The organism is Shewanella xiamenensis (genome assembly GCF_014647135.1).
Classification (GTDB): domain Bacteria; phylum Pseudomonadota; class Gammaproteobacteria; order Enterobacterales; family Shewanellaceae; genus Shewanella; species Shewanella xiamenensis.
Map to the genome: position 1 here is coordinate 26,364 of NZ_BMOP01000014.1, position 23,145 is coordinate 49,508.

At 44.1% G+C, this 23,145-nt stretch carries 18 protein-coding genes; 8 read left to right on the forward strand and 10 right to left on the reverse strand.

The window, feature by feature from the left end:
- Positions 1 to 35 precede the first annotated feature (35 nt).
- Positions 36 to 731 (forward strand): 2OG-Fe(II) oxygenase, encoded by a 696-nt coding sequence (locus tag IEY09_RS13020; protein WP_037417437.1) that lies wholly within the window; start codon positions 36 to 38, stop codon positions 729 to 731.
- A 5-nt stretch (positions 732 to 736) separates the two neighbouring features.
- On the opposite strand, the gene IEY09_RS13025 is transcribed toward IEY09_RS13020, so the two are convergent.
- From IEY09_RS13025 to IEY09_RS13040, 4 genes are all read right to left on the reverse strand, one after another.
- Complete coding sequence (locus IEY09_RS13025) at positions 737 to 2,086, reverse strand: ATP-binding protein (RefSeq protein WP_188871373.1); 1,350 nt, start codon at positions 2,084 to 2,086, stop codon at positions 737 to 739.
- Entirely contained in the window at positions 2,077 to 2,751 is a 675-nt protein-coding gene (locus tag IEY09_RS13030) for a response regulator (protein ID WP_011072043.1), read from the reverse strand. The genes IEY09_RS13025 and IEY09_RS13030 overlap by 10 nt, the downstream gene beginning before the upstream one ends.
- A gap of 186 nt (positions 2,752 to 2,937) precedes the next feature.
- Entirely contained in the window at positions 2,938 to 3,264 is a 327-nt protein-coding gene (locus IEY09_RS13035) for a hypothetical protein (RefSeq protein WP_099457929.1), read from the reverse strand.
- Between the two features lie 157 nt (positions 3,265 to 3,421).
- The gene (locus IEY09_RS13040) at positions 3,422 to 4,735 is read right to left on the reverse strand and encodes a dicarboxylate/amino acid:cation symporter (protein WP_169546781.1); all 1,314 of its coding nucleotides are present in this window, start codon (positions 4,733 to 4,735) and stop codon (positions 3,422 to 3,424) included.
- Between the two features lie 220 nt (positions 4,736 to 4,955).
- Here IEY09_RS13040 and IEY09_RS13045 point away from each other — a divergent pair, with 220 nt between their 5' ends.
- Positions 4,956 to 7,487 (forward strand): Ig-like domain-containing protein, encoded by a 2,532-nt coding sequence (locus IEY09_RS13045; protein WP_188871375.1) that lies wholly within the window; start codon positions 4,956 to 4,958, stop codon positions 7,485 to 7,487.
- Between the two features lie 86 nt (positions 7,488 to 7,573).
- On the opposite strand, the gene IEY09_RS13050 is transcribed toward IEY09_RS13045, so the two are convergent.
- Complete coding sequence (locus tag IEY09_RS13050; RefSeq protein WP_188871377.1) at positions 7,574 to 9,802, reverse strand: M3 family metallopeptidase; 2,229 nt, start codon at positions 9,800 to 9,802, stop codon at positions 7,574 to 7,576.
- Between the two features lie 273 nt (positions 9,803 to 10,075).
- On the opposite strand from IEY09_RS13050, the gene IEY09_RS13055 reads away from it, so the two are divergent.
- Entirely contained in the window at positions 10,076 to 11,671 is a 1,596-nt protein-coding gene (locus IEY09_RS13055) for a dipeptidase (RefSeq protein ID WP_144375973.1), read from the forward strand.
- An 89-nt stretch (positions 11,672 to 11,760) separates the two neighbouring features.
- Here the strand turns inward: IEY09_RS13055 and IEY09_RS13060 are convergent, their stop codons facing one another.
- Positions 11,761 to 12,003, reverse strand: a complete 243-nt coding sequence (locus IEY09_RS13060; protein WP_188871379.1) for a hypothetical protein — start codon at positions 12,001 to 12,003, stop codon at positions 11,761 to 11,763.
- A gap of 381 nt (positions 12,004 to 12,384) precedes the next feature.
- Between IEY09_RS13060 and IEY09_RS13065 the strand changes: the two genes are divergently transcribed.
- Together IEY09_RS13065 and IEY09_RS13070 are read left to right on the forward strand one after the other, a co-directional pair.
- On the forward strand, positions 12,385 to 13,491 hold the full coding sequence (locus IEY09_RS13065; RefSeq protein WP_188871381.1) for a ParA family protein: 1,107 nt from the start codon (positions 12,385 to 12,387) through the stop codon (positions 13,489 to 13,491).
- Between the two features lie 3 nt (positions 13,492 to 13,494).
- Complete coding sequence (locus tag IEY09_RS13070) at positions 13,495 to 14,157, forward strand: RelA/SpoT domain-containing protein (protein WP_188871383.1); 663 nt, start codon at positions 13,495 to 13,497, stop codon at positions 14,155 to 14,157.
- 522 nt (positions 14,158 to 14,679) lie between these two features.
- Here the strand turns inward: IEY09_RS13070 and IEY09_RS13075 are convergent.
- Complete coding sequence (locus IEY09_RS13075) at positions 14,680 to 14,895, reverse strand: hypothetical protein (RefSeq protein WP_144375970.1); 216 nt, start codon at positions 14,893 to 14,895, stop codon at positions 14,680 to 14,682.
- Positions 14,896 to 15,249: 354 nt separating this feature from the next.
- On the opposite strand from IEY09_RS13075, the gene IEY09_RS13080 reads away from it, so the two are divergent.
- Positions 15,250 to 17,343: a TonB-dependent siderophore receptor gene (locus IEY09_RS13080; protein WP_188871427.1), complete on the forward strand. Its 2,094-nt coding sequence runs from the start codon at positions 15,250 to 15,252 to the stop codon at positions 17,341 to 17,343.
- Positions 17,344 to 17,607: 264 nt separating this feature from the next.
- On the opposite strand, the gene ggt is transcribed toward IEY09_RS13080, so the two are convergent.
- Positions 17,608 to 19,347, reverse strand: a complete 1,740-nt coding sequence (gene ggt, locus IEY09_RS13085) for a gamma-glutamyltransferase (protein ID WP_037417613.1) — start codon at positions 19,345 to 19,347, stop codon at positions 17,608 to 17,610.
- 109 nt (positions 19,348 to 19,456) lie between these two features.
- Here ggt and IEY09_RS13090 point away from each other — a divergent pair, with 109 nt between their 5' ends.
- Entirely contained in the window at positions 19,457 to 20,725 is a 1,269-nt protein-coding gene (locus IEY09_RS13090) for a GNAT family N-acetyltransferase (RefSeq protein WP_188871384.1), read from the forward strand.
- A 109-nt stretch (positions 20,726 to 20,834) separates the two neighbouring features.
- On the opposite strand, the gene IEY09_RS13095 is transcribed toward IEY09_RS13090, so the two are convergent.
- A complete protein-coding gene (locus IEY09_RS13095) occupies positions 20,835 to 21,458 on the reverse strand; it encodes a LysE family translocator (protein ID WP_023265678.1) in 624 nt (207 codons plus the stop codon).
- 367 nt (positions 21,459 to 21,825) lie between these two features.
- Entirely contained in the window at positions 21,826 to 22,254 is a 429-nt protein-coding gene (locus tag IEY09_RS13100) for a hypothetical protein (RefSeq protein ID WP_188871386.1), read from the reverse strand.
- A gap of 356 nt (positions 22,255 to 22,610) precedes the next feature.
- Here IEY09_RS13100 and IEY09_RS13105 point away from each other — a divergent pair, with 356 nt between their 5' ends.
- Entirely contained in the window at positions 22,611 to 23,138 is a 528-nt protein-coding gene (locus IEY09_RS13105) for a YbhB/YbcL family Raf kinase inhibitor-like protein (RefSeq protein WP_229777908.1), read from the forward strand.
- The last annotated feature ends 7 nt before the right edge of the window (positions 23,139 to 23,145 follow it).

Sequence of the window (23,145 nt, forward strand, 5' to 3'; positions counted from 1 at the left end):
GTAAGATTGGAAAATAACCGAAGCATTGAGCCTATATGGATTTTATCGAAGTATACCCTAATGCGATACCTGAAGACCTATGTGATCGTCTCATTCTTGCGTTCGAAAACCACTCAGGTGTGGTTGATGGGCAAACCGGTAATGGGGTCGATCTTGAAAAAAAGATCAGTCGAGATCTTACACTAGATAATTTCATAGATTTACAGCCACTTAAGAATGAGTTGTTATCTTATACCCTTAAGGGGACCGCTGATTATTTTACTCAATATTCGATGGCGTTGATGGGGGCGGTGGCGGTTTCTGTTAGTGATGAACAAGGTCAAGCTGTGACTCTAACGCCAACGAATTTTGAGCGTCTTGGTAAGCCGAGAGCCGAAGCATTGGTCAAATATTTATACCGCAGTGGTAGTATTAATATTCAGAAATATCAAAAGAATAAAGGTGGATATCCCCACTGGCATTCAGAGCAATTTCCTCAGCTTAATCACAACGAGGCCTTACACCGTGTGGTGCTTTACATGTTTTATTTAAATGATGTAGAAGAGGGCGGCGAGACCGAGTTTTATTATCAGCAGCGTAAAATCGCACCTAAAAAAGGCACAATGGTGATTGCGCCAGCAGGTTTTACTCATTCCCATCGTGGCAATATGCCTATCAGTAATGATAAGTACATTGCCACCTCTTGGGTGATGTTTAATCGCGCCGAGCAGCTTTATGCTGTTTATGCATAGGATAGTTAGGTTGGGATGGTAATTCTGAATCGCGCGCCTTCAAGATGGCTTTCTTCAATATTTAGATTTCCGCCATAACTACTGACAATTTCATCACATACGGCTAAGCCAATCCCTTGCCCCGGCGATTGGCTGTCAGCTCTCACGCCGCGCTGAATAATTTTTTGCCTAAGTTGTTCTTCTACGCCAGGGCCATCATCTTCGACGATCAATTCAAAATCACCCTGCTCATTAAAATGTGCTGTTACCTGTACTTGGCTAATACATAGCCTGAAGGCGTTTTCCATTAAGTTACCGCAGAGTTCCATTAAATCGCCTTTATTACCGGGAAACAATAAATTAGTCGGTATGTTGTCTTTAAATTTCACCTGTTTGTCACGGTAAATTTTAAATAGCATTTGTGCGAGTTGCTCAACAAGTGGGGCAATAGCGGTGTGTTCCTGCTTTAATCCCTGGCGACCTAACATGGCGCGTTTTAGTTGATATTTAACCAGCTGATCCATTTGGCTGATCTGCTCCATGATTTTTTCATTGGCAGATTGCTTTGTCAGACTTGTATCATCGGTAATGGCGTGAACGGCTGCAAGACGAGTTTTTAAGCTGTGCGCCAGATCGTTCATCGCGTTTTGATAGCGTTGTTGTTGGGCGCTCGATTGCTGTAATAGTTGGTTAAGCGCTTGAGTTACGCCTTCAAGCTCAACGGGGTAACCTTCTGAAAGTGACTTAGTCTTACCTTGGTTTATCGACTGCAACTCGTTTTGCATCCTTACGAGTGGACGCATCCCCCAATATGCCGCACTGACCAGCAGAATCAGTGCGAGAGCGAGCACCATGGCCAGACGGATATAGGTGCGTTTACTGAATTTGCTGTATTCCTGCTCGAGCTTGGCTGCATCTTTCATTACAAGCAGGTTGTAATGTACGCCAGCGATTTCTACCGCGAGCAAATACACAAAGTAACCTCTGTCATCGGCCATGGTGAGGTAATAGGGCGGAGAGTCGTTACGGATTTCGTTGAAACGTTCGCAGGTATCGAAGAGGCCACGGTCAACAGCGAGGGATGAGGTCCATACTTGTTTAAACTTCTCATCACAACTTGCGATTACATACCGCTCTTGCTTGTTGTTTTCCTCTAACCAAGCACTGGTATCAGGAATAAGATCATGTTCTCTAAGCTCGGCGGCAACTTGTGGAATTTCGGCGATAAGCTGGGCGGTTTCTTCGTTATAGCTATTTTGCGCATGCAGAATGTTGACCATCCAAGCGAGGCCAAACCCTACTAAGGTGATGATAGATAACGAGGTGAGAAACATCCGGGTAAGCAGACGTTTCTTGAATTTGAGCCTTAGTTGCATGGCAGATTAAATTTATATCCTTGGCCACGGATTGTGGCTATCGGATTATCAATGCCATCGCGGGTGAGTTTTTTACGTAAGCGACTCACCATCACTTCGATAGTATTAGGATCGCCTTCTTTGTCGCCATAAATGACATCTAATAGCCGCTGTTTTGCGACGACTTCATGACAATGGCGCATTAAATATTCGAGGATAAGGTACTCGAAGGCGGTGACTTCCATAATGTCATTGCCGAGCGTTACTTGTTTAGCGGCAAGATCAAGTTTTAACTCACCACTGGTAATGACAGGTTTGACAAAGCCGGCGCTACGTCTGACTAAGGCGTCAAGTCTTGCGACAAGTTCTTCTTTTTGGAAGGGTTTGACTAAATAATCGTCAGCGCCCGCATTGAGGCCTTCAACTTTATCTTGCCAATTCACCCTCGCTGTGAGGATAAGAATGGGGGCTTTAACGCCTTCTTCACGTAATTGTTGGATAAGACTAATACCATCTTGATCGGGTAAACCTAAATCGACAATGGCAACATCTATGGGGTAATTGGTGGCTTGGAAAAAACCTTCTTTGGCAGTGAGGGCCACTTGAACTTGGTTGCCCAAATCGCTTAACTGTACTTTTAGATGATGGGATAAAATAAGATCATCTTCAACAACCAAAATTCTCATAATACTCATGCCTTAACGTCGACTGGACTCAGTGTACGCAAATTATACGCGGGAGCCAAATATTGTCTTATCTTACCCACAAGGAACTTAACCTCGGCTGACCAAGGTTCGTTAGTGGTGAAAATAAGTACTAATCCATTGTCTTTAAAGTCATTATCTTTAATGTATTGTTAATGGCTATTGCTTTTATTTCGCTTTATTCCAGATGCCGTTGCCGCTCCACACAGCTCCTAAACTAAATAGCATTACGCTGCCCATGATGATCGCCAGTCTTAACCAAGGCTCTCCATGAGCGAGCCGTATCTGTACAGCATCGATTGCAGTGGTTCCCCAAACGGTGATGACACTGATAAACAAAGCGGTTTGAACTATTCGAACCACAAGTGGTTGTTTAATAAGCAGGAAAAAAGGTGCTATAGCAAAAAGGCTTGTGAATACAAGCTGGTCATACCGTAAAAAATGTGCGCTTAACAGCCAAAATGCGACAATCATCCAACTCACTCTCCACCACATAATCTTCTCCAACGCTAATATTGATGCAGGCTAATATAGCGATGTTTAAAGGACTATTCTATTTGCTTGTTCACAGAATGGTGATATTGCAGAATAAACAAGCCCAACAATGTTGGGCTTGGAATGATCACATAAACGATAAATTATAGAGATATTTTTAATCTATTTTATGGACTTGCTCATCGAAGCTTGGGGCAACTTTGCCAGCTTGAGTATTATTAAAGACGGTTTCATTAAATTCGCCTTCTGATTTAGCGATCACGACTGTGGCCACACAATCGCCAGTGACGTTTACTGCGGTACGAACCATATCCAGTAGTCGGTCGACACCAATAATTAATGCAATACCTTCAACGGGGAGGCCAACTTGGTTAAGCACCATCGCGAGCATTATGAGGCCAACACCAGGGACGCCTGCAGTACCAATCGAGGCCAGAGTCGCGGTTACAACCACCGCCGCATAATCGGTAATGGTTAACTCAATGCCAAATACTTGAGCGATAAATACCGTTGCGACACCTTGCATAATAGCCGTGCCATCCATGTTAATGGTGGCACCTAATGGCAGGGTAAAAGAGGCGATTTTATTATCTACACCAAGTCGGTGTTCTGAAGCTTCTATGGTAATAGGTAAGGTAGCGTTAGAGCTGGCGGTGGAAAAGGCAAATAACTGTACATCGCGCATTTTGCGAATAAAGATCAACGGACTTAAACCTGAAAACACCTTAAGTAAAATGGGATATACAATAAAAGCGTGAATAAGCAATACGACGAGTACGACAAAGAAATACTGAACCACGCTGCTGAAAGTTTCTACGCCGAGAGTTAAGGCAAGTTTACCCATTAGAGCAAAAACACCGTAAGGCGCAAGCTGCATTATCAGGGTCACTACGCGCATAATCACTTCGTTTAAATCTTCAAACAATACAGCAATACGTTTACCACGCTCGCCAATATGAGCGATAGCAAACCCAAAAATCACTGCAAAAATAATGATTTGCAGCATATTGCCTTCGCTCATGGCTTGCATTGGATTGGTCGGCACTATGCTGATTAATACATCAGCGAGACTCGGCGCTTCTTTTGCAACGTAATGCATTTTCTCTGACGCGAGTGAAGCATTACCCGGGTGGACTATCACTGCACTGATAATAGCTAGTACTAAGGCTATAGCGGTTGTGAATAAATAAAAGGCTAATGTTTTGCCGCCTAATCGCCCTAATTTTGAGGGTTCACTTAAGGAACATGTCCCACAGACTAAGGAAATAAATACCAGTGGAACGACTAACATTTTTAAACTTGAGATGAAAATCGTACCGATAACATGTAAAAAGCCGTTGGTAATATAGTCCTTAATAAATGCACTATCCGGAAAGTAATTACGTAGAAATAGTCCAATTGCAATACCCGTAACCATGCCGATTAAAATTTTACTGGTAAGGCCGAGTTTATGTTGTGATGAGGTTGCCATGGGGGTTCCTGTGTGTTTTTTATACGTTCTAATATTGGCGACGACAAGACTAGCAAGAAAATGCAGAAGTTTAAATGAGTTCTAATGTTAAACTAAGTTCAAAATATGCAAAATAAAATAAGAGAGTAATGGAAAAGTTACGTGAAAATTGTGTAATGTTAGCCTATAAGTTATAAGCGTCAATCTTAGTATTATCATTAGAATAACAGGGAGCCTGACAATGAAGTCAGCGTATAAGGTTTTTCTCGCAGGACTATGTTCACTTTTTTTGGTTGCATGTGGAGGCGGAGGCAGTATCTCCGATGATGGCTCTGGCACTCCTCCCACTCCCGGTGTTATTACCGTTACGATGGGGATCTCCAATACCAACATTTCAGCAAATACTCCTGCTACTGTTACCGCGAAGGTAGTGGATTCAAAAGTGGGTGCCTTAGCGGGGGAATTGGTCACTTTCAACCTAAGCAATTCAAGTATGGGATCTTTTTTCCCGACTTCGGCCACTGCATTAACAAATAGTGATGGGATTGCCTCTATTATTTTAAATACGGCAACGATTGCTGGTGCAGGGACTGTTACCGGAAAGATTGATACTGGGGAGTCCGGTAAAATTGGTTTTGTCATGGCTGGTGATGGGGGAAATGCTGGGGGAGGGGCTCAAGTTACCTTAAAACTCACTAATACGGCAGGTAATGCAATTGACAGTATTACATCTACGACACCTGGCATTTTAACTGCAACAGTAACTGGATTATCAAAAGCAGCCATTGTTACTTTTGATACAACAATTGGCGATCTACCAGTAAAAACTGCTATTACAGATATCAATGGCAAAGCTAGCGTTAATTTATATGCGGGAAGTCTTCCTGGTGCGGGTACTGCAAAAGCATCGTTGAACACGGGTGAGTTTGGTGAGCAAGTCTTTGTAGTGGGCGCTACCAATGTATTAATGGGAAGTGGCTCGCCCTTCGTGTCAGGCAAAGCAGATGTAAGTGCTACCACATTATCAGCAGGAGGAACTGCAACGATTTCTGTCCTCCTTCAGGATAGTAACGGTAATCCATTTACCGAGCCTGTGGATGTTAAATTTGCTTCAACTTGTTCAAATAAGGCGACACCAGAAGCAGTGTTAAGTACTCCTGTTACCGCTGTCGGCGGCCAAGCAACGAGTACCTATCTCGCAAAAGGATGTGTCGGTGATGATAATATTACTGTTACTGCAGATGTAGGGGGTAAAAACCTTTCCGCTACAGGTATTATTAAAGTGTTGTCAGCAAGTGTAGGTAGTATCGTTTTCGTTGATGCAACACCTCAGAATATTGGTATCAAAGGCACAGGCACTGCAGAATCTGCCACTTTGCGTTTTAGAGTGTTGGATACAAATGGCAATGCTGTAGCGAATAAATCGGTCGATTTTAAGCTTAACAATGATTCTGCTGGATTAAGCTTAACACCTGCAACTGTGACATCGAATAATCAAGGCTACGTACAAACAGTAGTGAATTCTGGTACTGTCGCAACCACGGTGCGTGTGACTGCAACGACTCAAGGGTCCAATGGGGCAATCATTTCAAGCCAATCTAATGTATTAGTCGTTTCAACGGGTAAGCCTGATCAAGACAGCTTTTCACTTTCCGCGTCAGTTTTAAACGTTGAAGGCTGGGATTATGATGGCGCTAAAGTGACTGTAACAGCCCGTTTAGCTGACGCTTTTAACAACCCTGTGCCAGATGGTACTGCTGTAGTGTTCACTGCGGAAGGTGGTTCAATTGAGAGTTCATGCCAAACAAAAAAAGGAGTGTGTTCTGTAGTTTGGACTAGTCAACAACCTCGTCCAGTTGGTGTTGCCGCTAATGGGCCTTTTTTCGATAGCATTGGTAATCGCGTTAAAGATCCTACTGCTTTATTAAAGCAAGAGGTCAATCTCGCTGGTCGAAGCTATTTTGGGAACTATTATGGCCAACCCTATGGTGGACGAGTCACTATTACTGCTACAGCAATTGGTGAAGAGTCTTTCCCTGATCTAAATAGCAACAATATTCTCGATACCGCGAATGAATTTAATTTATTTGTCGGTACCTCAACAAATTGTGGCCGTGATAACAGCGGAGACTGTTATGACTTGACCGAAGCCTACGTTGATCATAACGAAGATGGTATTTATACGCCGAAGTATATGACAGCAAGTACTACGGATACCTCCGGTGCTCGCGAAACCTTCACTGACTTTATTGATCCCGTGAATCCAACAGGACAAGGTGAGTTTAACTTAGCGGATGGAGAGTACAGCGGTGTGTTATGTGACGCTTCAGTTCCTGGGGTAAAATGTAGCCCACAAGCTTCAATTTCGGTTCGGCGCTCGCTTGTTCTTGTAATGTCAAGCAGTGAGGCTTACGCAACCAGTCTTGGAAATGTTGTGATTACTGATAATGTTGCAGGTAACAACCAAATTGATATCGGACTAAAAGGTAGCGCATCTGTTGTGTTTACTATAGCTGATATTAATAATCAGCAAATGCCTGCTGGAACAGTGGTTAACTTTAAAGCTACAGGCGCTACTGTCACGAGTTCAGGTAGTTATACTTGGCCAAGTACAAATTATAATGGTGGTAGACAGTTTGTTGTAAGCTTAAAAGGTGGCGATCAGCCCGACTCTGGTAATTTAATTGTCACAGTTACAACGCCAGGCTTAAGTGATGTTGGACTCGTAGGGACGGCATCTGAGGTGCTTAATATTCCCATCGTGGTTAAATAAGAACTAAAAAAATAAGGTGCCGATGGCACCTTATTTTTTGTTCATAAATACAATACCCGCATTGTTTTCACTGTGCGGGTGGTTGATTACTCAGCAAGTAAACCGCGGCTACGCAACAACGGTTCGATTCCTGCCTCTTTTCCACGAAATTTTTTATACATCAACATAGGGTCGTCACTGCCACCCTTAGACAAGATGTTGTTGTGGAAGGCATCGGCGGTCGCCTTATCGAAAATGCCATTTTCTTTAAAGGCTTCGAAGGCATCAGCACCTAAAATATCCGACCAGAGGTAGCTGTAGTAACCGGCTGAATAACCGCCCGCGAAGATATGCGAGAAGTAAGTGCTGCGGTAACGTGGGCTGATCTCATTAATCAATCCCATGGCGGCTAAGGAGTCGGCCTCAAACTTGGCGGCATCCTTAGGCGAGATATCGGTTAGGGTGTGCCAATCTAAATCGAGCTTTGTGGCGGCCATATATTCAACGGTCGCAAAGCCTTGGTTGAATTTGCTGGCGGCTTGGATTTTTTTCACCAGTTCCTGCGGGATCACTTCACCGGTTTTGTAGTGCTTAGCAAATTGCGCGAGCACTTCGGGCTGAGTCATCCAGTTTTCGTTGACCTGTGAAGGGAACTCCACATAGTCGCGAGGTACTGCCGTTCCGCCCTGTGAGCGATATTCAACATTGGATAACATGCCGTGCAGCGCATGGCCAAACTCATGGAACAGGGTGCTGGCTTCATCGAAGGTGAGCAACGCAGGTTCATTACCCGCTGGGCGAGGGTAGTTCAACACGTTGACTATAATGGGTTTAGAATCGACACCATTCATATGGTATTGCTTGCGGAACGAGTTCATCCAGGCGCCACCGCGTTTGCTATCACGGGTAAAATAGTCACCCATAAAGATGGCCATGAGCTTACCGTCTTTATCGTACACTTCCCAGGTACGCACTTCGGGGTTGTATTTGGGTAAGTCGGTACGTTCTTTAAAGGTTAAACCATAGAGGCGATTGGCCGTGTAGAACACGCCTTTTAGGGTGCTGTCGAGGGAGAAGTAAGGACGAGTTTGCTGCTCGTTAAAGCTGTACTTCGCAACACGGATTTTGTCGGCATAGTAATCCCAATCCCAAGCTTGCAGCTTAAACTTGCCGCCTTGGCTGTCGATTAAGGCCTGCATATCTGCAACCTCAGCCTTGGCTTGGGCAAGGGCTGCTGGCCAAACTTTATTGAGTAAGCCGTAGACATTTTCAGGCGTCTTGGCGGTGCGATCTTCTAACACAAAATCCGCATGGGTTTTATAGCCCATGAGCTGCGCACGTTCGGCGCGCAGTGCGGCAATTTTTGCCAGAATGACTTTGTTATCATTGGCATTATTGTTATTACCACGCTCGATATAACCCTTATAGAGTTTTTCGCGTAGTTCGCGATTATCGGCATAGGTTAAAAACGGCGTGATAGACGGGCGTGACGTGGTAAATACCCATTTGCCTTCATGGCCACGTTTTTTCGCGGTTTCGGCAGCGGTGGCAACCACATCGGCCGGTAAACCTGATAAGTCAGCTTGCTTATCAATCACTAGCTCGAAGGCATTGGTTTCGGCTAACAGATTGTCACCAAAGGCTAAGTTAAGTTTGCCGATTTCTTCATTCAGGGCGCGCAGCTTGGTTTTATCCTGCTCGCTGAGGTTAGCACCGCCACGGGTAAATGATTTATAGGTGTCTTCCAGTAATTTGGCCTGAGCCGTGTTGAGTTTTAGGCTGTCTTTGCTGTTATAAACGGCTTTAACGCGTTGAAACAGCTTATCGTTCAATAAGATATCGTCTTCGGCCGACGATAACATTGGCGAGACTTCTTTGGAAATCGCTTGCAGCTCTGGAGTGGTATCCGCGCCAGTTAAGTTAAAGAAGACGTTGGATACGCGGGTCACGAGATCGCCCGAAAACTCCATCGCTTCAATGGTGTTGGCGAAGGTCGGCTTGTCTTTATTATCGACAATCGCTTGGATTTCTTCGTGTTGTTGGGCGATACCCGCCTTAAAGGCAGGGAGGAAGTGCTCGGGCTTAATTTTATCGAAGGCCGGAATTTCCATAAACGTATCATAGGGTTTAAAGAATGGGTTGCTGGCATTTTGGCTGATGATCTGTGCCGACATGGCATTCGGTGCGACTTTCGCCTGCGCCGCAGCATCGCTATGCTGTGCACTGCAACTGCTTAAGGCGAGGGCGAGCGTGATAGCGCTAAAGGTTAGTGTGATTGCGCGTGGTTTGAGTGTTCGCGCGTTAAGGGCCTGTGATTTTAGGCTTAGTCCCTGCATGTCAATTCCCCGTTAGGTGATTATTATTCTGTCGGATTAATGGTGTTAACAACCATTAAGCTTATTTTAAGCTGACTGTTTAGCATGTATTCGCCTAAGGGTTCCATCGATTTTGTGTTTTGTTTGTAACAAATGGTTAGCCTGCGGTTTTTAACGGAAGAACTATGGCAAACTGAGCCCCGCACTAAGGCAATATTCGGCAAAGGATAAAGCCATTACTTTGGTGCGTTTGAATGTAAGTCCCTCATCATACAAATAATAAATAGGACCTCTATGGAATTGCCTCAGTTTGACTGTACGAGCCTTTGTCGTCGTTTTTCTTATTCCCTATTAGCCACTGCGTTGTGGACATCGCAAGCTGCAGCGTCATCCACTAGCCTTAGCCAAGATGCGCTTAAGGTGGCCGATTATGCGGTGAGCACCTATGACACGCAGATGGTTAAGAGTTTGGCGCATTTAATCAGTTTTAATACCCAAGCAGTGGAGGGGCAAACACCCGATACCAACCCCGCTTTTATTGGTTTTAAGTCGAGTTTAAAAAGCTTGAGCCAAGAACTCGGGCTCGATTATGCCGACCACGGTTATGTTGTATTGATTGGCCTCGATGCCAATGTTGTCGATGCCCAACGCTCACAGGTTGAGAAATTAGGAATCGTTACCCACGGCGACGTGCAGCCCGCCAATCCCGCGCTCTGGACTAAGAGCCCCTATGTGCTGGATACCGAGTCTGAACCTGGCAAGCTGATAGGTCGCGGTACCGAAGATGATAAAGGCGCGATTGTCACCGCCATGTATGCGATGAAGGCCATCAAAGATAAACAACTCAAACGGGAAAAACGCATTGAGCTGTTGGTGTATTTAGCCGAAGAGTCCGATTGGGATCCACTAAAAGCCTTTTTAGCCCATTACACTCCAGCGCAGATGAATATCACCATTGATGCCGAGTATCCAGTCGTCACCGCCGAAAAGGGTTGGAGTAAGATTGGCTTTACTGTACCGAATCTTGAGTCAACACAGGAGCAGGGCGTTGCAAAAGTTCCTAGCATAACGACATTCTCAGGCGGCTATTTTGCTAGCCAAGTGCCACAGCAAGCCGAGGCGCAAATTCATGCCATTACCCCAAGCTTGTTTGAACAATTACAGGCGAGCGCCGCAAAGCAGCAGGGGATGAAGTATCGATTCGAGCGTACTTGCGAGCAGGCCGTGTGCGACTTGCATATTCTTGCCGACGGTAAGGCGGCCCATTCCTCTACACCAGAAGATGGGGTGAATGCTGTGACGCATTTGGCCGCGTTACTGAAGCCATACACTTGGCCTAAAACCACGGCGGCACTCACTGTCGCCGCCATGAATGAGTTAGTGGGGTTGGGGATTTATGCCGAGCAGTTTGGCGAGCTGGCCTATAAAGATGATTTTATGGGCGCTTTAACGCTGGCCCCCACTGTCGTTGCGCAAACGAGTAAAGGGACTGAAGTCACCATTAATTTACGTCGACCAGTGGGCAAAACGCCTGAGTTACTCTCAGCCCAAGCCAAGGACGCGCTGAACAAATGGCAAACTGAGCATCAAGTGACACTCATCGACGTGGAAAGTTATTGGGGCGAGCCTATGGTGATGAAGGATGCACCGCATCAGCAGACTTTACTCGATGTATTTGCCCACTTTACTGGCATAGCATCACCCAAACCTGTGGCCATTGGCGGCTCAACCAACAGTAAATTATTCCCCAACGCCTTAAGTTTTGGCCCCGCCATGCCGGGCGTGGAATACACTGGCCACACCGAGAAAGAATTTATTACCCATAAACAGTTTATGCTGAATCTGAAAATGTACACCGCCGCTTTTATTGAGTTAACCGCTGCAAAATAGTGTGCTTTTTAATGGGCTTGATTAATTAAAGCGATGGGTAAAATACAACATAGGGTGAAAGGCGCTGATTTCACGCCAAACTCATCGGTTTATAAGATAATGGCGGCTAATCCGAAATAGCCGCCATTGCATTTAACCGTTAAAACAAGATAACAACTGTTTATCCGGCTAAAAGCTTTTGCCCCAAAGCGAGATAAGTTTGTCGTCAGGTGTGTAGGATGAATTGCCATTGTTTCCCCTGTGACACGCCATAAACTCATCCCTGAGGGCTCGACGGCGGCATCCATGCCGCCAACGATCACAGTTGCAACAATGGCAATCTTTACGATCATTGAACTGTNTGTGTTATGGCTCGAAGATCAGCCCTTTGTTATCTGATAATTTGAGATACATAAAATAATGGGCACCCAAAAGTAAGACCTGACCATGAGGGATTTCAAGCATCGTTACAGTGAATCAGACTTGCCTAGATTGGTTCTCGCGCATAAATCTGTCATTATGCGGTACGCTGACTTCGAGCTCGTTTATACATCATGACTCTGTTAGAGTGCTTATTAATCAATATTTTTGATTTTCTAGGCTTAAATAATAGGTTTGTTAAATTTTCATGCGCGTTCTCAAAATATATGCGCATTATACAAATTTTAGCACCAGAGTTACTCAGTAAAATCTTACTAAGATTTTAAATAATGAATTGAAAAAAAAGGAAAAAAATGAAAGTAATATCGGTTTTCAATAATAAGGGAGGTGTGGGAAAAACGACGTTAACTTACCATATTGCACATGCTCTTGCTGAAATGGGTAAGAAAGTACTAGTGATTGATGCCGACCCGCAATGTAATTTAACAATTTATTCTTTGGATCAGGAGTATATACATAACCTGTGGGCTGCAGAGGACCAATTTATTGATGAAGGCTATGAGTCTTCAAAGAAGAAATGTAGTGTTGATGAATATGAAAAAATAACATCGACTCCCCGTAGCCTCCATTTTCTACTTAAACCCACTGAAGAAGGTACTGGTGATCATGAGCTGCTACCTCCTCCAGCCATTCTTACAGAAAATTTAGATATTATACCTGGTAGGTTGACTCTACATTTATACGAGGAAAAAGTAGCTAGCCGCTGGACTGATATTTATAGAGGCGAGCCCCTTGCCATTAGAACCATTACTAGAATTAGAACTTTGGCAGAAAAATATGCTGAAATTTATGGTTACGAATATGTGATTATTGATACTTCGCCAAGCTTAGGCTCCCTAAACAAAGTAATAATATCCACGGTTGATGGTTTTTTTGTTCCAGCTTCACCAGATTTATTTAGCCTATATGGCATTAAGAATATTGGTAAAGCATTGGCTGCATGGAAAGATGAATTTAGTATTATTTACAAGCTAATCTCAGAAGAAAAAAGGCATGTATTTCCAGAAAATTTTGTTACATTCTTAGGATACACAATATACAACGCAAAGAAATATGCAGGATACAAGAACAAATGGGATTTGGCTCATGCACATTTAAACTATGCAAATCAGATTCCTGCAACAATTGAAGAAAATATCCAGAAGGATATGAGATCACATTTGACAGATGAATTGATGGCAAGCCCTATCGGAGAAACATCTGTCATGCATACGCATAATACATTTCCATCAATGGCCCAACACTACAATAAACCAATGTGGAAAGTACCAGATTTAGATAATATTGAAAAAGAGCATCAGAATACTTTGCGAGGTGCTGGCAATAAATATAGGCAAACAAAAGATGGTTACTTTGAATTCTGTAAAGACCTTTTATCTCGCATTGAGTTGTTGGAGTAATCAATGAATAAGGAAATTATTGATCAAGTTATCCAGCCTTATATTGATGAAAAATATCTGTTCGAGCGATTTATGAATGCAGTAGTCGATACATTTCGACTAGAGCCTGAACTAAATAAATATGGGAATCCAATAATTTACACAATAAAAAAACGCCTAAAAGACGTAGATCACTTAAGGGAAAAGGTTGAAAGAAAGTGGGACGATGAAGACCCTTTGACACCTGATAACCTTTTTGAAAGAGTTACAGATCTGGCTGGCGTTAGAGTTCTTCATCTTTACCAAGATCAGTTTTCATGTTTACACAGTCTTATACAGAAACAACTTGATAACGGCGATTGGTTTTTACGTGAGAATCCAGTGGCGTATTCATGGGATCCTGAATCAAGAAGTTTCTTTGAAGGACTGGGGCTTGAGCCAAAAATTAAAGACTCTTACTATACAAGCATTCACTATGTAGTTAAGCCAAAGAAGGATTCTAATATATGTTGTGAGATTCAGATTAGAACCTTATTCGAAGAAATCTGGGGCGAAATAGATCATACAATAAATTACCCACAACCTACTAAAAAAAACTCATGTAAAGAGCAGCTGAGGGTGCTGTCAAAATTAGTATCGACGGGTACAAGGCTTGCAGATTCAATATTTAGAACTCACAATGAGTAGGAATAATGCTAACAAGGGCATGTAATCTGACTCAGCAACCAGTCACACAGCACAAAACTGATAAGCAATTGATGGCGTTAGCCATAGATTTCCTAATGGTCGTTTTAACTTAAATTGTGCCCGTGAATCACTCTAGGACAGACTGATTCACGCCACCCGCTAAAACCCGTCCCAATCCCCCGTTTGCGGCTATTCTGGGGGCGGTTTTTTCCCTTAAGATGAATCAAATCTCTAGAGAACTGATTCATGTCCGCGTTATGCCCATTACTACTAGTTATATCGAGCGTTGATTAGTTTGTAGTCAAAAGAGGCGTTACTAATAGAATAACTAATCCGAATCTGGAGAATGAGATTGAATAATCTAACAAGGTTTTGTCCCAATGCGAGTCAGTATCTTCTTTAAGATCGACATCCGAAATGACAGTTGAAACCAACACAAATCCAACTGTCTCTTGAAGAGTGCTTCTGGCGAAACAACTCATTACGATAATATTTTCGCTCTAAATTAACTAGAGCTTGTGACTATTCCTGGGGGATGCTCGGGGTTGTGATATCAGCTTTTAGCACTAAGACAATCAAGAAAATAACGCCCAATAACGGAAACAATCCCAGTACTGCACCTAGCATCCCTGTGAGCTTAGGATTTGTCGTTTTTTTGCGACCGAGTGAATAACTCAATATGCCGAAAAACATCATGCTAGCGAAGAGCAACAGCAAAATCAGCAAGAACATTGACACAATAAATTCCTTTTTAATTCATATGTTAGAGCTGGATAATATAGAGTGAGTGAATGCTAAGTCAATCTTATTCATAAGGATTGAACGCATGGCGGTAAGCAATAGGTGAGTTTCATCTATTGCTGAGTGAATCCTAAAGGCCCGTAAAACAGAGGGTATCGAATAAGATCTAGATGGCGATCTAGCTAGCCATGCTACATAAACCAACATTGAGGCCCGCCTTCAGCATGTGATGTTCCCAGCATTTTACGAATTTCAGAGTGTAAATGTAATGAGAATTGTTATCAATTTTGTGTATTGATAATTATTTTCAATTAGAATACATCTCTCAAACAACAATGATGGGGAATCATGATGCAAAAAACGCTGTTAGCTACACTCATTGCGAGTTTTTTATTCGCACCAAGCACCTACGCAAGTGAAGACAAGTCCGCGACTAATATTGAGGTCATCAGTATCAAGGGAAGTCGTTTAGATAAGGCCGCAACGGCAACAGGGTTACCTTTAACTCTGCGGGAAACGCCACAATCCGTTACCATTATCGATCAAGAGTTTATTCAAAGTTTCTCACTTAATAGTGTCGCGGACTTAATGTTTTTAACCCCTGGCATTTATGCTCAAAAAGCTGAAACCAACCGCTATTTCTTTAGCTCTCGTGGTAATCCCATTACTAATTTCCAGTTTGATGGTGTGCCCGTTAACTATTCGAGTTTCTTTAATGACGCCTCAACTGACACTATATTATTTGACCGCGTCGAAGTGGTCCGTGGAGCAACGGGACTCTTAACAGGAGCGGGTGAACCATCGGCGGCAATTAACCTTATCCGCAAGCGTCCTAAAGCGACACCTGGCGGCTATGTCAGCGCAAAAGTCGGTTCATGGGATAGCTACCGCGTTGAAGGCGATGCCTCTGTTGATGTGACGGATAGTGGTGCTGTGCAGGCTCGTTTTGCCGCGGCCTATGAGAAGTCAGATAGTTATATTGATCTTGCCAAAGATGAAAACCTCCAAGTTTATGGCGTGATCACGGCAAAACTCAGTGACAGTACCTTATTTACCCTAGGTGCTGATTACAGTGACCGTGATCCAAAAGGCTCAACTTGGGGTGGTCTTCCTCTATTTTATGCGGATGGCAGTTTGGCCAATGATCTACCTCGCTCGACCACAACCGCAGCCTCTTGGTCGAGTTGGCAACGTAATGGCGCGAATGTCTTTGCCACGCTTGAACATGATTTTGATAATAATTGGGACCTTAAATTTGACGTCGAACATCGTGAAGATGAGATGGACGGACACTTGCTGTATCTCTATGGCGCACCGGATAAAACGACAGGGTTAGGAATGGGGGCATCGGCGATGATCTATCAATCGACCCGTAAACAAGATGCAGCGCGACTATTTGCTTCAGGGCCATTTGAGCTCTTTGGTCGCGAGCATAAATTGACTGCGGGTTTATTGTATTCTAAGCAAGACACAACCGCAGATTCCTATTACCCATTGAATAGCATAAGTATTGGTAACTTCTTCGAATGGGATGGCTCAGTTGCCGAACCTAATTATCCGTCGACGCCAATCTATCAAGAAGGTGAGGAAATTCAAAAAGGGGCCTATCTCGCGACCCAAATTAATTTACATGATCAATGGATGTTGTTACTGGGTGGCCGCATTAGCCAATATAAGTTTGAATCAAACGCGGCGGCTGACTACAACAATAGCGATGTTTTTACGCCCTACGCGGGCCTTATATACAACCTGAACGATAGCATCTCGATTTACACCAGTTATACCGAAATTTTCCAGCCACAGGATGCAAAAGACGCGAACAATAAGCGCTTAGATCCCATGACCGGAAATAATATAGAACTGGGTGCGAAAGGGGATTTCTTCGATGAGAAACTGACCGCCAGTATTGCCGTATTTAAAGTGCAAAAGGAAAATGTGGCAGAACGTGACCCAAATTATCCCACACCTCTACCAGATGGTAGCTATCCAATGCGTGGAGTGGACGGAACCAGTAACCAAGGTTATGAAGTTGAGTTGAACGGTAGACCAGTAGAAGATTGGGATCTGTTTTTCAGCTATACCCATAGTACATCTGAAGATCAAGACGGGGCAGCCTTTAGCACTCATTTACCGAAGGATCTGATTCGTTTATCCTCGCTTTATCACTTTGATGGTGCACTCGCGGATCTTACAGTCGGTGGTAACTTAAGCTGGCAGAGTAGAATTTACAAAGATGACGCAGGTCCCAATGGCGAGCGTTCCGAGCAAGATAGCTATTATCTAGTCAATCTGATGACAAGCTATCAACTGACAGATGATGCTAAAGTTCAACTAAATATCAATAACTTATTTGATAAAAAATATTACTCCAGCATTGATTTTTACAACCAAGGTTTCTTCGGTGAACCACGGAATATTGAGTTAAACCTAAGCTATAACTTTTAAATAATCATTCCTGTAAGTTAGAGCTGTGAATGCCGTGTCTATTACGACACGGCATTCACATCACTAAGTGATAGGAGATTAGCGAATGTAAAGCCCGACATTTGCTAGTAATAATCTGCTTTTGTCGTTTGCTTGACTCTTGCTGAGAGAGCCGTTATCGCGGCTTAGCTTGAATGCTCAATATCCAGCAGCTTTGCGCTTAGCCTTATCGCTCCAATCCATGGCTTCCTTGCCTTTTTACATATCACTTGTATCAATCAGCTATTAGTAACCGACGGCTTCGCTACCTGAATGACGGGGATCGGTGGCGCCAAATATCCCTTGGTCTGTCACCATAATGGATTGAGTGCTACCCATGGCCGATTGCACTTTCACCTTATGGCCTTTGGCTTCGAGTAATGAAATAGTATCGCGGTTCAGGCTGGTTTCGACCCGCAGTTCATCGGGGAGCCATTGGTGATGTACCCGCGCAGCATTGCTGGCTTCGGCAATGTTTAAGCCGTGGTCAATTACGTTCATAATGATTTGCAGCGTGGTGGTAATGATGCGTGAACCGCCTGGGCTGCCCGTTACTAAGAAGGGTTTGCCGTCTTTCATCACTATGGTGGGGCTCATTGAACTTAATGGACGTTTATTACCTTCCACCGCGTTGGCATCGCCACCCACTAAGCCATAACCGTTAGGGGTACCTGGTTTTGCGGAAAAATCATCCATTTCGTTATTGAGTAAAATCCCCGTGCCTTTGGCGACTAAGCCCGAGCCGTAGCTGAAGTTTAAGGTGTAAGTGTTGGACACCGCATTACCCCATTTATCGACCACCGAGTAGTGCGTGGTTTGGTCACTCTCATAGGGCGCTAGATTACCGGGTTTGATTTCTTCGCTTGGCGTTGTTTTGTTCAGGGCAATTTGGCTGGCAATTTTTTGGGCGTAGTCCTTATCCGTTAGTTGCTTGACGGGCACTTTATAAAAATCGGGATCGCCTAAATATTCGCTGCGATCGGCGTAGGCATGCTTCATGGTTTCAGCCATCACATGGATAGTTTGCGCCGTATTGTGACCGAATTTATCGATAGGGAATTGCTGCAACACATTAAGCATTTCAATAATATGCACACCACCTGAAGATGGCGGTGGCATCGAAACCACCTCATATCCTCGGTATTGACCACGAACGGGTTCACGCTCAACCGCTTTGTAGTGTTTTAGATCTTCTAAGGTCATGATACCGCCAGCTTCTTGCACGGCCTTAACCAGCTTTTCTGCAGTTTCACCTTCGTAGAACCCCTTGGTGCCTTTCTCGGCGATGAGTTGCAGGGAGTGGGCGAGTTCTGGCTGCTTTAAAATATCATCCACTTGGAAGTCGCTACCGTCGGCCTTATAGAAGATGGCTGCTGTGCTTGGCCATTGACTCATGCGGCGCTTTAAGCCTGCAAGGGAAACCGCCAAATCTGGGCTAACGCTAATCCCTTCCTGTGCCATTTTGATGGCGGGCGCTGTGACCTGTGCCATGGTCATAGTGCCATATTTTTCAAGGGCTAAACTCATGCCCATTACGGTGCCAGGTACACCGACAGCAAGGCCATGTTCACGGCTTAATTTAGTCACCGCATCGCCATTCTCATCGAGGAAAATGTCTTTTTTTGCCTTTGATGGCGCCATTTCCCGATAATCGATAGCGATAGTTTTATTTTCTTTGGCCAGATGAACGAGCATAAAGCCACCGCCGCCAATATTGCCAGCACGGGGTAAGGTAACCGCTAAACTGAATGCCACCGCCACCGCAGCATCGACGGCATTACCGCCTTGTTTCAAGATTTCAACCCCTGTGCGACTGGCCAAGGTTTCTTGGCTGGCGACCATGCCATGTTTTGCCCATACGGGTTGTGCCGTGGCCATTTGGCTGAAAATCGAAGGCTCTTCAGCATGGAGAGTGGGCGAAGACAATAAAGGCAGTGCCATGGCGATGGCGAGAATTAGAGGTCTAAAAGGTACTGCGCGGCGCATATTCAATCCTGAATTTATTTTCATTATGACTATGCAATGTGCCGAGAATTAGGCTTAATTGCAACCTTGGATCTTGGCTTAGTGTGTTTAACGGATAAGAATTCAACTCATGAGACAACTCATTTTCGCTTTTGCCAGCGCGGTGCAGAGTATTGACGCCGATAATTGGGATAGCTTGATGGGGAGGGATAATCCCTTTGTCCGACATGCCTATTTACTGAGCTTAGAGGAGAGTTTGTCGGCCTGCGCCGCCACGGGGTGGCGTCCACATCATCTGTGTGTATTCGACGCCACTGGCAGTGAGTTTGCACAAGAATTAGCGTCGGATACCGTAATCATTAGTCCAAAAGATGCCGCAGATTTTATGGCTTTACCGCTGCTGGCATTGATGCCGCTTTATCAAAAATTTCACTCCTATGGCGAATATGTGTTTGATTGGGCGTGGGCGCAGGCCTATGAGCGTCATGGCCTTGAATATTATCCTAAATTATTAAATGCCATTCCGTTTACGCCGGTGCAGGGGCGGCGGTTGGGGTTATCGCCTACGCTTTTGGCAGAGGAAGCGCAGCAGCTAAGTCGCGTCGTATTTACGTGTTTAAATGAGCAATTAGCCAATGCGGATGCGCCTATGTCTTCTTGGCATAGTTTATTTGTCTCGTCTTCGCAGCAAGCGCTATTTGCAGAGGCATCTAATCACACCGCACTTCGGCGTTTAAGCACCCAGTTCCATTGGCATAACCGTGGCTATAAGGATTTTGAAGCCTTTTTAGCGGTGCTGACTTCCCGTAAGCGTAAAAACATCCTCAAGGAGCGCGCTCAGCTCCAACCCTATGGATTGCAATATCAATTTGTCGCGGGAGCGGATATTAGCAGTCAGCAATGGCAGCATTTTATTGAATGTTATCAATTAACTTACCTTAAGCGCTCCGGCCATAGGGGCTATTTAACTCCAACATTTTTTAACATGATTGCCGAGCGGTTGGCCGAGCAAATTGTCTTGCTTGTTGTGAGTGATGCGAAAGGGCAGATGTTAGCGGGCGCGCTGTATTTTACGGGGCGCAACGAGCAGGGGCAGACATGCCTGTTTGGTCGTTACTGGGGCAGTATTGTTGAGCTTGAGGGATTACACTTTGAGGCCTGTTATTATCAGGGCATTGAATACTGCATCGCCCATGGGATTGATGTATTTGATGCTGGCGCGCAGGGGGAACATAAAGTGCTGCGCGGTTTTGAGCCTGTAGCACTCTATTCCTATCATAATATTGCCCATCCCGACTTTAAGCGAGCGATTGCTCATTTTACCGAGGAGGAAGCCGCGCAAATGCAAGTGTATATGCAGCAGATGTGTGAACTGTTGCCCTATAAAAAGGGCCAATAACCACCACAAAAGTGAAGCGTCGCGTCAACAAATGCGTTGCTGCGACGCTAATGGGTCTACATAAAAGAGTGATGTGCTAAGTACATATCACTCAAGAGTGAATACTTGATTAGCTCACAGCTAACCAGATCCCAACGCCAATCATTAGGCTACCGGCGATACGATTTAGCCAACGAATATTATCGCCGCGACTTAAAAATATTCTCAGACTCTTACCGCCACTGGCGTAGGCCAACATGGAAGTAAACTCTGTCACCATAATAATGCTTAGGAGGGCAAGAAGTTGCGGCGCAACCTCGCGTTCGGCATTAATAAATGGCGGCAGAAGTGACACCATAAACGCCCAACCCTTAGGGTTAGCAATGGCGGTAATAAAACCCTGTGAAATCAGCGTAAAGTTACTGGCTTTTGGGTTAGTGTCATCATCGCTAAGCATGGCCATCTTGCCTCGGGCGCGCCACATCTGCACGCCGATATAGCCTAAGTAGATGCCGCCCACCCATTTAAATACCTGAAAGACTTCTGGATAGTTAAGCATAATGCTGGCCACTCCCATGACCGCAGCGGTCGCGACCAAGGCTACCCCAACAAGCTCGCCGAGCATCATCCACAGGGTACGGCGCACACCAATGCTCATCCCAAGCGTCATGGCAAGTGTCATACACATACCCGGTGTGATAGAAACAAAAAAGAACGTCGGAATAAAAACAGCGAGTAAGGCAAAGTCTGGCATGGTCTAAGCGGTCTATATTAAATTAACTGGAACGCTAGTGTAATGAAAATGCTTAAGTTAGCCAACGTAGACAGGATGATGTTTCTTTTTCTATGGCTGAATGGGGTTACTTACCGCTAACTCTCTGTTTCGAACGAGGGAGGAGTGAACCATCAGGATGATTGCCAAGAGCTAGTTGTCCAATTTACAAAAAGAACGGTTATGGCTTGTTTAAATAGGATTTCCTGTAAACAAGTCTCTTGTAATCGTATCGTTTAAAGATGAGCAGGCTATGCTCGCGTTTTTACATGTGATTAACCGTGAACCCAATTAGGCTGATATTGATATAAGACTTTTAAAACAGTGCTTTTAAAATAATCAATTATGTTTAAATGAGCAATTGTGTAACTTCAGGTTCGCATTCGGTATCAATTAAATATACGCATTCTTGGCTAACAATATAATAACTGTATAACTGAGTGTAAATGTGTTTGCCTAGCTCACCATAACAATCAAGCCGGGTATTTTTTACCGACTTCCATATCGGCCATGGCAACCTAAAATATTCACTGCTTTTTGCGCTGATGTTTAGGTCTTCATCTAACGGAAAGGTAATATTACGATTACCAACATGACTCAAATAAGTCTGATAGCTTGATTCATCAACTACCTGTAATCCCGCAATGGTATCGAAATGGATTGTCATGGTCACAGAGTCTTGCTGCCAACTAAGTGTTAATGAAAGATTATCTAGTTGGCAATGTACAAGTGGATAGAGCTTTAGCGGAGTATTAAGTGGAAACCAAGGCTGATACATGGATTTTTCCTCATTTTTTGAATAGAAAGCAGCTGAATAGAAAGCAGCCTAAGCATAAAGGTCATATTAAGTGGCATTGCAGTTTTATGGCAGCGAGATACGGTAAATTATGTTGATGTGATTTAGTGATTAGAATGCAGCATAACTTATTCAATTAAAAAAAACCTTAAGAGATTATCTAATAATTTTTGAAACTAATATCAATAAAGCGTGACTTATCAAACTAAGAACTCAGGTTATGCTTGTTCACAATTCTATTTCTATAGTGAGTGAATACGATGATACAAGGATTTTCTACTGCTTATTTGTTTCAATTGTCTCTTATAACCAGTGCTATGTTATTAAGTCCGGCAAGCATGAGTGCGCAAGATAAGCCCATTAAAACGACTTCATTACATAGCGCTACAACGTTTAGCTTGCAGAGTAATTTAGCACCTAATACCTCTATTCCGGCCGATTATTATTGGAATCAATTTGGTTGTTCGGGTGCCAATCTGGCTCCAAAGTTAACCTGGGAACACGCCCCAAAAGGTACTCAAAGTTTTGCGGTCACTTTTTATGATAAAGATGCCCCCACTGGTAGTGGTTTCTGGCATCGAGTGGTTTACAACATTCCATCACAAATCAATCAATTGGAAGGTGGGGTAAATGGAGGAACATTACCCGCTGAGGCGATTGAGGCCAATACGGATTTAGGTAAGCCAGGATTTTTTGGCCCTTGCCCACCTAAGGGACGTGAACACCGATATGTATGGACAGTGCATGCCTTGGATGTTGCGAAGTTACCGATTGACGCCAATGCTAGTCCTGCCTTAGTGGGTTTTTATCTATGGCAACATCGCTTAGCTGAAGCGAACTTGACTGTATTAGCGGGTTCAAAATAGGAGCAAG

What these genes read in the sequence shown, in the direction of transcription:
- IEY09_RS13045 (WP_188871375.1), top strand. Translation starts at nt 4,956, where the DNA reads ATGAAGTCAGCGTATAAGGTTTTTCTCGCAGGACTATGTTCACTTTTT.
- IEY09_RS13055 (WP_144375973.1), top strand. Translation starts at nt 10,076, where the DNA reads ATGGAATTGCCTCAGTTTGACTGTACGAGCCTTTGTCGTCGTTTTTCT.
- IEY09_RS13025 (WP_188871373.1), bottom strand. Translation starts at nt 2,086, where the DNA reads ATGCAACTAAGGCTCAAATTCAAGAAACGTCTGCTTACCCGGATGTTT.
- IEY09_RS13060 (WP_188871379.1), bottom strand. Translation starts at nt 12,003, where the DNA reads ATGATCGTAAAGATTGCCATTGTTGCAACTGTGATCGTTGGCGGCATG.
- IEY09_RS13020 (WP_037417437.1), top strand. Translation starts at nt 36, where the DNA reads ATGGATTTTATCGAAGTATACCCTAATGCGATACCTGAAGACCTATGT.
- IEY09_RS13095 (WP_023265678.1), bottom strand. Translation starts at nt 21,458, where the DNA reads ATGCCAGACTTTGCCTTACTCGCTGTTTTTATTCCGACGTTCTTTTTT.
- IEY09_RS13090 (WP_188871384.1), top strand. Translation starts at nt 19,457, where the DNA reads ATGAGACAACTCATTTTCGCTTTTGCCAGCGCGGTGCAGAGTATTGAC.
- IEY09_RS13065 (WP_188871381.1), top strand. Translation starts at nt 12,385, where the DNA reads ATGAAAGTAATATCGGTTTTCAATAATAAGGGAGGTGTGGGAAAAACG.
- ggt (WP_037417613.1), bottom strand. Translation starts at nt 19,347, where the DNA reads ATGCGCCGCGCAGTACCTTTTAGACCTCTAATTCTCGCCATCGCCATG.
- IEY09_RS13030 (WP_011072043.1), bottom strand. Translation starts at nt 2,751, where the DNA reads ATGAGAATTTTGGTTGTTGAAGATGATCTTATTTTATCCCATCATCTA.
- IEY09_RS13040 (WP_169546781.1), bottom strand. Translation starts at nt 4,735, where the DNA reads ATGGCAACCTCATCACAACATAAACTCGGCCTTACCAGTAAAATTTTA.
- IEY09_RS13080 (WP_188871427.1), top strand. Translation starts at nt 15,250, where the DNA reads ATGCAAAAAACGCTGTTAGCTACACTCATTGCGAGTTTTTTATTCGCA.
- IEY09_RS13070 (WP_188871383.1), top strand. Translation starts at nt 13,495, where the DNA reads ATGAATAAGGAAATTATTGATCAAGTTATCCAGCCTTATATTGATGAA.
- IEY09_RS13035 (WP_099457929.1), bottom strand. Translation starts at nt 3,264, where the DNA reads ATGTGGTGGAGAGTGAGTTGGATGATTGTCGCATTTTGGCTGTTAAGC.
- IEY09_RS13100 (WP_188871386.1), bottom strand. Translation starts at nt 22,254, where the DNA reads ATGTATCAGCCTTGGTTTCCACTTAATACTCCGCTAAAGCTCTATCCA.
- IEY09_RS13105 (WP_229777908.1), top strand. Translation starts at nt 22,611, where the DNA reads ATGAGTGCGCAAGATAAGCCCATTAAAACGACTTCATTACATAGCGCT.
- IEY09_RS13050 (WP_188871377.1), bottom strand. Translation starts at nt 9,802, where the DNA reads ATGCAGGGACTAAGCCTAAAATCACAGGCCCTTAACGCGCGAACACTC.